Consider the following 10989-nt stretch of genomic DNA (forward strand, 5'->3'; position numbering starts at 1 on the left):
GATCACCGTTCGGTCACCGTCCGCCCGGCCCGGCGGGGGCGCGCGCCGTCACCGCTCGTCCGCGGCCATCGCCAGGAGCTCCTCGGCGTGGGCGCGGCCGAGCTCGGAGTCCTCCAGCCCGGCGAGCATCCGGGACAGCTCCCGCACCCGGCCCTCGCGGTCCAGGGCGGTGACGCCGCTGCTGGTGACGGTGCCGTCGTCGGACTTCTCCACCAGCAGGTGCTGGTCGGCGAACGCGGCGACCTGCGGCAGGTGCGTGACGACGATCACCTGCGCGTTGCGGGCCAGCCGGGCCAGCCGGCGGCCGATCTCCACGGCGGCCTTGCCGCCGACACCGGCGTCGACCTCGTCGAACACGAACGTGGGGACGGGGTCGGCGCCCGCGAACACCACCTCGATCGCCAGCATGACCCGCGACAGCTCGCCGCCCGAGGCGCCCTTGTGCAGCGGCAGCGGCCGCGACCCAGGGTGCGGCGCGAGCCGCACCTCGACCTCGTCCACGCCGTGCGGGCCGTAGTCGCCGGTCGCGGTGACGGTCACCTCGACGCGGGCGTGCGGCATCGCCAGGGCGGTCAGCTCGTCGGTGACGGCGGCGGAGAACCGCTCGGCGGCGCGGGCCCGGACGGCGGTCAGCTCGGCGGCCTCGGCGGCGAGCCGCTCGGTGAGCTCGGCGTGCTCGGCCGTCAGCTCCTCGATCCGGTCGTCGTCGCCCTCCAGCTCGGTGAGCCGCGCCGCCGACCGCCGCGACCACTCCATCACCTCGGCGAGGTTCTCCCCGTACTTGCGGGTCAGCGCGGTCAGCTCGGCGCGCCGCTCCTGGACGGCGGCGAGCCGCGCCGGGTCCGCGTCGACGGACTCGGCGTAGGCGGCGAGGTCGGTGCCGACGTCGGAGATCAGGTAGCCGGCCTCGGCGAGCCGGTCGGCGAGCGCCGCAAGTTCCGGGTCGTGCTCGCGGACGGCGTCCAGCGCGTTGCGGGCCTGCCCGAGCAGGCTCGTGACGTTCGCGGCCTCGAACGCGGCCGCCGGGTCGCCGAGCAGCGCCTCGTGGGCGGTGTCGGCGGCGCCGCGCAGCGCGTCGGCGTGCCCGAGGCGCTCCTCCTCGGCGGCCAGCTCGACGTCCTCGCCCTCGCGGGGGTCGGCCTTCTCGATCTCCTCCAGGCCGAACCGGAGCATCTCGGCCTCCTGCGCGCGCTCCCGCGCCCGCGTGGTGATCTCCTCGAGCAGCGCCGCGACCTTACGGTGCCGCTGGTAGGTCTTCGTGTAGGCGCGCATCGGCTTGGTGAGCGACCCGCCCGCGTACCGGTCCAGGGCGGCGCGCTGCCGCGCGGTCTGCAGCAGCCGCTGCTGGTCGGACTGCCCGTGCACGGCGACCAGGTCGTCGGCGAGGTTGATCAGCAGGCTGACGGGGACGGACCGGCCGCCGAGGAACGCCCGGGAGCGGCCCTCCGCCGACACCGACCGGGTGACGATCAGCGCGTCGTCGTCCAGCTCGCCGCCGGCCTCCTCGACGCGCTCGACGACCCGGCCGCCGGGGTCGACGACGATCCGGCCCTCGATGGTGGCCCGGTCGGCGCCCGGCCGGACCCGCTGCGGGTCGGCCCGTCCGCCGAACAGCAGTCCCAGGCTGGTGACCACCATCGTCTTGCCGGCCCCGGTCTCCCCGGTGACGACGTTGAAACCCGGCGACAGATCGAGCACGGCCTCGTCGATCACCCCGAGGCCCTGAATCCGCACCTCATCGACCATCGGACGCACCAGCGTCACAACCCTCCGCAAACGTTTCCCCGATCCGGCGCCTGTGGAGATTATCCCTTCTGCTCCCCCGCCGCCTCCCCGGGCGCTCCGCCGGCGCCGTCCGCGCCGCCGCCGCGCGGCGCGTCGCCGGGCTCGCCGGACGGGCCGTTCCCGCACCCGCCCGGGACCCGCATGACCTGCCGGTCCTCGGTCGGGGGCGTCGGGTGCATGGGCTGCCGGACGCGGCCGCGCCAGCCCGTCACCGGCAGGCCGAACTTGGTGACCAGCCGGTCGGTGAAGGGGGTCAGGTGGAGGCGGGCCAGCCGCACCGGCTCGGCGCCGCGCCGCACCTCCACCCGCGCGCCGGGCGGCAGGTCGAGGGTGCGGCGCCCGTCGCACCACAGGACCGCGCCGGGCGTGTCGGCCAGCACCTCCACCGCGACCGACGAGCGGGGCGACACCACCAGCGGGCGGGCGAACAGCGAGTGCGCGCTGATCGGCACGACGAGCATCGCCTCGACCTCCGGCCACACGACGGGCCCGCCCGCCGAGAACGCGTACGCCGTCGACCCGGTGGGTGTGGCGCACACCACGCCGTCGCAGCCCCAGTTCGACAGCGGGCGGCCGTCGATCTCGGCGACGACCTCCAGCATCCGCTCCCGCTCGGACTTCTCGATGCTCGCCTCGTTGAGCGCCCACGTGGTGCCCATCACGGTGCCGTTGCGGCGGACGGTGACGTCGATCGTCATCCGCTCCTCGACCTCGTACTGGCGGGTGCACACCCGGTCGACGGTGGCGGCGAGGTCCTCGCGCTCCGCCTCCGCGAGGAAGCCCACGTGGCCCAGGTTGACGCCGAGCAGCGGCGTCCCGGACGCGCGGGTCAGGTCGGCGGCGCGCAGCAGCGTGCCGTCCCCGCCCAGCACCACGACGACCTCGGCGCCCTCGGCGGCCGCGGCGTGCGGCATCACCCGCACGTCGCGGCAGCCGATGTCGTCGGCCTCGTCCGCCAGCACCCGCACCGCGATGCCGGCCTGCGACAGCCGCTCGATCACCAGCTGGGCGCTGCGGACCGCCTCGGGCCGCCCGGTGTGCGCCACGACCAGCACCGACCTCGTGCTCATGCTCTCGCCCCACTCCCCGCCGCGCCGCGATGTACCGACGTGTTGACGAACGTGTCCGTACCGGGCGTTCCCGGATCGGCCGAACGTACCGATTCCGTGACGTCCCGCCCGGCCGGGGCGCTCACTGCGGGCCCTCCGCGACGGCCTTGGCGAGGGCGTCCTCGTCCAGGGCGGGGGCGCCCGCCCGCAGCCACAGGAAGTACTCGACGTTGCCGGACGGGCCGGGCAGCGGGCTCGCGGTCACGCCGCGCACGCCCAGCCCGAGCGTGGCCGCGTGCGCCGCGACGCCGCGCACCGCCTCGGCGCGCAGCTCCGGGTCGCGCACGACGCCGCCCGCGCCGACGCGGTCCTTGCCGACCTCGAACTGCGGCTTCACCATGACGGCGTAGTCCGCGTCGGGCGCGACGCAGCGCCGCACCGGGTCCAGGACCAGCTTGAGGGAGATGAACGACAGGTCGCCGACCACGAGGTCGGGCGGCGGCCCGTCCCCCAGCATCCCCGGCTCCAGGTCGCGGATGTTCACCCGCTCGAGCACGGTGACGCGGTCGTCGGTGCGCAGCGGCCACGCGATCTGCCCGTACCCGACGTCCACGGCGAACACGTGCGCGGCGCCGGCGCGCAGCAGCACGTCGGTGAACCCGCCCGTGGAGGCGCCGGCGTCCAGGCAGCGGCGGCCCGCGACCGCGAGGCCGGGGAACGCCGCCAGCGCGCCCGCGAGCTTGTGCCCGCCGCGCGAGACGTACACGGGCCCGGTGTCGGCCTCGTCCACCACGATCGCGGCGCCGGCCTCCACCTGCGTCGCGGGCTTGGCGGCCCGCTGCCCGCCGACCCGCACCCGCCCGTCGCCGATGAGCTCCGTCGCGTGCTCCCGCGACCGCGCGAGGCCGCGCCGCACCAGCTCGGCGTCCAGCCGCCGGCGTGCGCTCATGCGCGGGGGCGCAGCGCGTCGGGGAACGCGGAGCGGGGCCGCGGCGGCACGGGGGCCCCCGCGGGGTCGGGGCCGCCGGCCCCGCCGTCCGGGGCGCTCTCGGCGGAGATGAGCAGCTCCTGGAGGTTGCGGTGGACGTCCTCGAACACCTCAACGTGCTCGGAGACGGGCCGTCCGGCCAGGTCGCCGAGCCGGGCGAGGACGGCGTCCACGCGCGGGTCGCCGGTGGGCTCGGGCGGCGGCGCCGCCGGGTACTCCGGCTCCGGCGGCCGCTCCGCCGCCTCGACGGCCTCCGCGGCCTCGTCCGACATCACCTTTACCTCCCTGCAACTTCCCCGGCGCGCCTCGAGTCGCCTCGGGCTCGGTCAGAACGCTACCGTCCCACTGGACGGATCGTTGCGGACGGAAACGGGGAACGGCCTGACCATGGCGAACGACCAGGACTGCCGGGCGGCGCTGGACAAGATCGTCGCGCGGCTCGCGGAGGTGGACGCCGACCGGTTCGCCGAGCACGTCGTCGAGCGGACGATCAGCTGCCGCGTCCCCGACCTCGGGCTGGCCTACCGGACCCGCCTGCACGCGGACGGCCTGGACCCGGTCCGCCCGGACGACGACCCGGGCGCCGCCCAGGTCAGGCTGACGGTCGGCAGCGACGACCTGGTCGCGCTCGCGGACGACGACCTGAACCCCGCGAGGGCGTGGGCGACCGGCCGCCTCAAGATCGAGGCGAGCATCGGCGACCTGCTGCGGCTCCGCAAGCTGCTCTAGCCGAGGCCGATCGCGCGCAGCGCCCCGGCGAGGCCGTCCGCGGGCGGGGGCCCTGGGGCGCTCCAGGCGGCGGACGCCAGCGCGCGGAGGCCGTCGTAGGGGTCGCCGGAGCCGGTGACGGCGAACGCGCCGCCGTCCCGCCGCACCGTCCAGCCGCCGCAGCGGTGCCCGTCCGCGGACGCCGCCGCCGCGGGGTGCGGGACGAGCAGGCCCGTCAGGTCGGGCGCCAGGTAGGTCGGGCGGTGGTGCGGCGGCGCGGTCAGGACGCCGAGGGGGTCGGTCACCCCGGTGAACACGAGCATGCTGTCGGCGCCGCCGTTGTGCGCGCCCTCGATGTCGGTGTCGAGCCGGTCGCCGACGACGAGGGGCCGCCGCGCGCCCGTCCGGCGGATCGTCTCGCGGTGCAGCGGCCGTTCCGGCTTGCCCGTGACGACCGGCGCGACGCCGGTGGCGCCCTCGATCACCCGCAGCAGCGACCCGTTCCCCGGATGCGGCGGGCCGTCCCCGCCCGGGATCGTCAGGTCGCCGTTCGACCCGACGAACAGCGCCCCGCGCGCGACGGCCATGCCGCCTTGCGCGAGCAGCCCGTACCCGAGCCCGGGGTCGTAGCCCTGCACCACGGCGGCCGTCCGCTCCGAGGCGACCGACACCGGGCGCAGGCCCTCGCCGTACAGGGCGTGCCGCAGCCCCATGCCGCCGACGACGAGCACCTCCGCGCCCGCCGGGAGCCGTTCGGCCAGCAGCCGCGCCGCCGCCTGCGCCGACGTCACCACGTCCTCCGGCGCGGCCGGCACGCCGACCTCGGTGAGCAGCGCCGCCACCGCGGACGGCGTCCGGGAGGCGTTGTTGGTGACGAACGCCGCGCGCTGCCCCGCCGCGCGGGCCTTCGCCACCGCCTCGGCCGCCGCCGGGACGGGCCGGCGGCCGATGTAGACGACGCCGTCCAGGTCCAGCAGGGCGACGTCGTACGCCTCGCACAGCGGACGGTCACTGCCCTTCATCGCACTCCCTCAGATCGCACACCCGGACGATCGTACGGTGCGGTCGTACGGTGCGGCGCGCCGCCCGCGGGCGGTCAGCGTCTGGCCTGGAGGGTGGCCCGGGCGTGCTTCAGCTCCCGCTCGTAGTCCTTGTTCCCCGGCCGCATCGCCGCGGCCAGCGCCAGCTGCTGCACCGCGCCCTCGAAGTCGCCCATCCGGCTGAGCGACAGCCCGAGCCCGAACCGCGCGTAGTCCTCGGCGGGTTCCTCCTCCACGATGCTCTGGAAGCTCTCGGCCGCCGCCCCGAACTGCCGCGCCCCGAACTGCGCCCGTCCCAGCGCCTCCCGGATGCTGTGCGACCCGGGCTCGGCCTCGGCCGCCCGCATCAGCAGCTGCAGCGCCGCGCCCGCGCTGCCCGCCCGCAGCAGCTCCAGCCCTCGCGTGTACCACTCGTAGACGCCGCCCGCCGGGGCGGCGGGATCCTCGCCGGGGGAATCGTCCGGCCTGCCCGGTCCTTGAACACTCACGTGGACCTCCCCTCGCACATACGCCCCTTTGAACGTACCCACTGGAATGCAGACCGCCTCCAGGCGATTAGCATGCAACCGGTGGGCGACACCGTGGACGAACCCTTGGGCGACATCCCGGGCATCCCCGACGACATCGGGCCCGAGGAGTTCAGCGCCCGCGTCTTCGGCTCGGCGGGGTTCGCCTCCGGCCCGTCCGGCGGCCTCGAACTCGCGCCGTTCCGCGGCGTCCGGTTCGTCCCGGAGGTCGCCGGCGACCTCGCCGCCGTCACCACCCCGCCCTACGACCTGATCGACGACGCGGCCGTCCGGCGGCTGCTGGCGAGCGGCGGGCACAACATCGTCCGGCTGAACATGCCGCGCGCCACCGGGGAGAGCTACGCCGACGCCCGCCGCACCCTCCGCCGCTGGCTCGACGACGGCGCGCTCGCCGTCGACCCCGAACCGGCCCTGTACGTCTACGAGGCCGCCCGGGGCGGGACGGTCCTGCAGCGCGGCCTCATCGGCGGCCTCGGCGTCCGCGCGGAGGCCGACCGCACCGTGCTGCCCCACGAGAACGTCTTCCCCGGCCCGGTCCGCGACCGCCTCGCCCTGATGGAGGCCACCGGCGCCAACCTGGAGCCGATCTTCCTGGTCTACGAGGGCGGCGCGGACGCCGCGGACGTCGTCGACGGCGCCGCGCGCGCCGACCCCCTCCTGGAGATCGCCGCGGACGGCCTCACGCACCGGCTGTGGCGCGTCGCCGACCCGTCCCTGCACGCCCGCGTCGCCGCCGACCTGCGCGGGCGCCGCGCGCTCATCGCCGACGGCCACCACCGCTACGCCACCTACCGCGCCCTCCAGGCCCGCCGCCGCGCCGCCGGCCGCGGCCCGGGCCCGTGGGACCGCGGCCTCGCCCTCCTCGTCGACTCCACCCGCTACCCGCCGCACCTGGGCGCGATCCACCGCGTCCTGCCCGGCCTCCGCCCCGACGACGCCGCCGAACGCGCCCGCGCGGTCTTCCGCGTCACCGACCTGCCCGGCGAGGCCGCCGCCGTCCGCGCCCTCGCCGCCGCGCCCCGCCCCGCGTTCCTGCTCGGCGGCGGCGACGTCCCGCGCCTGCTCACCGACCCCGACCCGCGCGCGCTCGCCCGCGTCATGCCGTCCGACCACTCCCCGCAGTGGCGCGGCCTCGACACGGCCGTCCTCGACCACCTGCTGATCGAGGACGCCTGGCACGTGCCCGCGAACGAGAACGCGATCGAGGTCGTGCACGACGACCCGTCCGCCGCGATCGACCGCGCCCGCCGGACGGGCGGCACCGCGGTCGTCCTCAACCCGCTGCGCGTGGAGGACGTCCTCGCGGTCGCGGACCGCGGCGAACGCGTCCCCCGCAAGTCCACGTCGTTCGGCCCGAAGCCCCGCACCGGCCTCGTCCTCCGCCTCCTGGGCACGGAGGACTGACCCCCGGCCGGTGATCGCGGAGAGAACTGGCCACGGGCGGGGCCGCGGAGCGATGATCGACGGATGGACGACACCACGACCACGATCACGCCGCTCGGCGGCGACGTGTACGAGATAGACACGCGGATGGCGGGCTACAGCGGCATCACCGCCGGATACCTGATCCTGGGCGACCGACCGTGCCTGGTGGAGCCCGGTACGTCCGGCTCCGCCCCGGTCGTCGAGGCCGCCCTGCGGAAGCTCGGCGTGGGCGCGGACGACCTGGCGACCGTCGTCGTCACGCACATCCACCTCGACCACGCGGGCGGCGTCGGCGACATCGCGCGGATGTACCCGCGCGCCGAAGTCGTCGTCCACGAGAAGGGCGCCCGCCACCTGGCGGACCCGTCGCGCCTCATGCGCAGCGCCCGGATGGTGTACGGCGACAGCCTCGACACGCTGTTCGGCGAGCTGAAGCCGACGGACGCCGCGCGGATCCGCGCCGTCGAGGAGACCGGGACGATCGACCTCGGCGGCGGGCGGCGCCTCGAGTCGCACTACTCCCCCGGCCACGCCAAGCACCACGTCGGGCTGATGGACTCGCAGACGGGCGACCTCTACGTCGGCGACGCCGCGGGCGTGTACATCCCCGAGACGGCCGACGTGCGCCCCGCGACGCCGCCGCCGGACTTCGACCTCGACACCACGCTGGCGTCCCTCGGCAAGTTCCGGGCGCTGGGCCCGCAGCGGCTGCTGTTCGCGCACTACGGGCCCGTCACCGAGGTCGAGGACACGCTGGAGCGCTCCGCCGAGGAGCTGCGCGTCTGGGTCGACCACGTCAAGGACGCCCGGGACCGGGGCCTCGACCTCGACCACGCCGTCGCGATGGTCGTCGAGCGCACCCGCGACCGCTACGCCGTGTCCCGCCCGGACGCCGACCCGGACATCGCCGCCAAGTACGAGGTGCTCAGCAGCGCCGAGAGCAACGTCGCCGGGATCATGCACGCCCTCGACCGGCGCGCGTGACGGCCGTCAGCGGCGGAACGGGCCGGTGACCTCGTACGTCCGCCCGTCCGTTCCGCCGATGAACCCGCTCTCGCCCCGCTGCGACGAGAAGTACAGGCGCGTCCCGTCCGGGCTGAACGCCGGCCCCGTGATCTCCGACTCCGCGTGCCCGGCGACCCGCAGCACCGGCGCGACGATCCCGTCCGGCGTGATGATGTTGATCTCCATGTTTCCGCCGTCCTCGGCGACGTACAGGTCGCCGGACGCCGACGCCGTCACGTTGTCGACGCCCGTCAGCGGGGCCTCGCCGGTCACGAGGTCGTCGTCGTAGACGATGTCGAGGCGTTCGGCCGCCGCCCGGTACGCCCACACGCGCCCGTCGCCCTTCGTCGTGAAATAGCAGGTCCCGCCGCTGTAGTGGCAGCCCTCGCCGCCGTCGAACCGCATCGCGCCCGCGACCTGGTCCCGCGTCGGCGTCCACCAGAACTCCGGCTGCGGCACGTCCGCCCACCGGACGGCCCCGGGCCCGGAGCCGACGAGCACCTGCAGCGTCCCGGCGGACAGGTCGCCCCACGACGCGGGGACGAACCGGTAGAAGCAGCCGTCCCCCTGGTCCTCGGTGAGGTACACGACGCGCCGGTCCGGGTCGCACGCCGCGGCCTCGTGCTTGAACCGCCCCATCGCGGGACGCGCCACCGCGTCGTCCTCGCCGCGCGGATCGGTCTCGAACACCAGGCCCCAGTCGTGCTCCTCGCACGACAGCCACGTGTTCCACGGCGTCCCGCCGCCCGCGCAGTTCAGCGTCGTCCCGTTCAGGATCCGGTACGCCGACGTCACCCGCCCGGACGCCTCGAACCGCACGGCGGACGCGCCGCCCACGACGGGGACCTCCGAGTTGCTCACGTAGATCCAGCCGTCCCCGTCGGGGAAGCACGCGCCCCCGTCCGGCGCCGGGTGCCACGTGTACCGCGTGCCCTCCACCCGCTGCAGCGACCGCGCCACGACCCGGCTGCCGAACCCCTCCGGGAGCTCCAGCCCGTTCGCGTCCGCCGCCCGGAGCGGCCCGTACGGGCTCGGGCCGGGCTGCGCGGGGCCGTCGGCGAACGCCCGGCGCCACAGCGCACCCGGGAGCGCCGCCGCGCCGCCGGCCGCGGCGGCGGCGTACAGGAACTTGCGTCGATCAAGGGACATGATGCTCCCAAGGAGTCAGAAACGCCGGGAACATATCCCGACGAATCCCCCCGAACGGCAACGGTCCCGTGACTATCGAATGAAAGATCACGCCCGTCAATACCGGCCGCGCACGAAGCCTCGGTGGACGCGGGCGCGGCGGCCCCGAGACCGACCGGACGACCGGCCCGGCACCGGAGCCCACAGGAAAAGGGTTTCAGTCGCCGAAGGCCCGCCGGGTACTCTCCGGTCCCGTCCGCTCGCGGCCCGGCCGCCGCACCCCCGAACGGAGAGCGCATGACCGAAGTCGACGGCACGCGCGTCGACGCCGCGGAACTCCTGGCGCTCGCGCTTCGTCGCCTCGACGGCGCCGACACCCGCCGTCCGTTCACCGAGATCCCGACTCTCGACGCGTCGAGTCCCGGGTCTTTCCGACCGTTCCCCGCCTTGGCGATCGCCATGGCCGGGCACGTCCTCTCCGCCTGGGAGGTGAGGACGTTCGAGGTCGAACGCGCCCGGCGGGACGAGCGCGTGCGGTTCTTCACCGCGGCCGGCGGCAGGCCCAAGCGGGTTTTCCGAGCGTGCACACTGTTCGTCCCCGAGTCGGGCACGCAGCAAGTCCTTGAGCTGTGCGGGCACTCCTTCTGCGGCAATGAGGCGCCCGCCGGCCCGGGGAGCCGCTGCGCCGACCACCTCGGCGATCCGGTGCCGGACACCTGCGCCCCCGGCCACTGGCTGCGCGTGGCGGGCGAAGCCGCCAGGTCGGCCGAGCGCCGCCGCGGCGGTCTCACCGAGACGGAGGCTCTGGCCGCGGGCGCGGCCCGCGCCGGTGTCCCCGCGGCCGACATCCGCCGCGCCACCGGGATAGGCGAGTGGAGGGTGGACGCGCTCGGCGGGCGGTCCCCCGAGGTGCCCGAGGACATCGACGACTCCGACGACCCGGCGCGCTGGCCGCTCGTGCTCGCCCCCCCGTGCGCGACATCACCGCGGCGGACGTCCACGGCGTCTACAGCATCCTGGGAGGCGGCCCCGCCGAGCCCGCCGCCGACGGGGTGCTCGCCCGGAAGGACCGCTGGTACGGGTACGAGCCGCTGGGCGAGAACGGCCCGTTCCTGGTCTACGCGGAGGACCAGCACGCCTTCACGCTGGAGTGGTGGCAGGTCCAGGAGCACCTGCCGCAGCATCTCCTCGCCCGCCGCGGCGACGAACGCCGCAGACGAGACATGTACGAGCCGCCTTGCACGTGCGGCCACTGCGACTGACGCCCGACCGGTCGGGCGTCAGTCGCAGTGGCCGCACGTGCAAGGCGGCTCGTACATGTCTCGTCTGCGGCG

General features: G+C 75.7%; 10 protein-coding genes and 1 pseudogene. 4 read left to right on the forward strand and 7 right to left on the reverse strand.

Going from position 1 to position 10989, the window contains the following annotated elements; genetic code table 11:
• Positions 1 to 48: 48 nt before the first annotated feature.
• The 4 genes and pseudogenes from recN to DMH08_RS08515 form a co-directional block, all read right to left on the reverse strand.
• A complete protein-coding gene (gene recN, locus DMH08_RS08500) occupies positions 49 to 1746 on the reverse strand; it encodes a DNA repair protein RecN (protein ID WP_026401895.1) in 1698 nt (565 codons plus the stop codon).
• A 227-nt stretch (positions 1747 to 1973) separates the two neighbouring features.
• A pseudogene (locus DMH08_RS08505) lies at positions 1974 to 2855 on the reverse strand (NAD kinase); the annotation flags it as partial.
• A gap of 121 nt (positions 2856 to 2976) precedes the next feature.
• Positions 2977 to 3783, reverse strand: a complete 807-nt coding sequence (locus tag DMH08_RS08510; RefSeq protein WP_026401896.1) for a TlyA family RNA methyltransferase — start codon at positions 3781 to 3783, stop codon at positions 2977 to 2979.
• The gene (locus tag DMH08_RS08515; RefSeq protein ID WP_026401897.1) at positions 3780 to 4094 is read right to left on the reverse strand and encodes a hypothetical protein; all 315 of its coding nucleotides are present in this window, start codon (positions 4092 to 4094) and stop codon (positions 3780 to 3782) included. The genes DMH08_RS08510 and DMH08_RS08515 overlap by 4 nt, the downstream gene beginning before the upstream one ends.
• A 115-nt stretch (positions 4095 to 4209) precedes the next feature.
• Here DMH08_RS08515 and DMH08_RS08520 point away from each other — a divergent pair, with 115 nt between their 5' ends.
• Positions 4210 to 4551, forward strand: a complete 342-nt coding sequence (locus DMH08_RS08520) for an SCP2 sterol-binding domain-containing protein (protein ID WP_026401898.1) — start codon at positions 4210 to 4212, stop codon at positions 4549 to 4551.
• On the opposite strand, the gene DMH08_RS08525 is transcribed toward DMH08_RS08520, so the two are convergent.
• Positions 4548 to 5552, reverse strand: coding sequence for an HAD-IIA family hydrolase (locus tag DMH08_RS08525; RefSeq protein WP_125612840.1), 1005 nt, complete (start codon positions 5550 to 5552; stop codon positions 4548 to 4550). The two genes, DMH08_RS08520 and DMH08_RS08525, sit on opposite strands and share 4 nt — an antisense overlap.
• A 74-nt stretch (positions 5553 to 5626) precedes the next feature.
• A complete protein-coding gene (locus DMH08_RS08530; protein ID WP_026401900.1) occupies positions 5627 to 6058 on the reverse strand; it encodes a tetratricopeptide repeat protein in 432 nt (143 codons plus the stop codon).
• A gap of 81 nt (positions 6059 to 6139) precedes the next feature.
• On the opposite strand from DMH08_RS08530, the gene DMH08_RS08535 reads away from it, so the two are divergent.
• A complete protein-coding gene (locus DMH08_RS08535) occupies positions 6140 to 7501 on the forward strand; it encodes a DUF1015 family protein (protein ID WP_233617485.1) in 1362 nt (453 codons plus the stop codon).
• A gap of 63 nt (positions 7502 to 7564) precedes the next feature.
• A complete protein-coding gene (locus DMH08_RS08540) occupies positions 7565 to 8506 on the forward strand; it encodes an MBL fold metallo-hydrolase (RefSeq protein WP_026401902.1) in 942 nt (313 codons plus the stop codon).
• A gap of 6 nt (positions 8507 to 8512) precedes the next feature.
• Here DMH08_RS08540 and DMH08_RS08545 read toward each other — a convergent pair whose 3' ends face one another.
• Positions 8513 to 9676, reverse strand: coding sequence for an alkaline phosphatase PhoX (locus tag DMH08_RS08545; RefSeq protein WP_125612844.1), 1164 nt, complete (start codon positions 9674 to 9676; stop codon positions 8513 to 8515).
• A 950-nt stretch (positions 9677 to 10626) separates the two neighbouring features.
• Between DMH08_RS08545 and DMH08_RS08550 the strand changes: the two genes are divergently transcribed.
• Complete coding sequence (locus tag DMH08_RS08550; protein ID WP_125612846.1) at positions 10627 to 10917, forward strand: hypothetical protein; 291 nt, start codon at positions 10627 to 10629, stop codon at positions 10915 to 10917.
• Positions 10918 to 10989: the final 72 nt, after the last annotated feature.

The sequence above is a fragment of the Actinomadura sp. WAC 06369 genome, from assembly GCF_003947565.1.
Taxonomy (GTDB): Bacteria; Actinomycetota; Actinomycetes; order Streptosporangiales; family Streptosporangiaceae; genus Spirillospora; species Spirillospora rifamycini.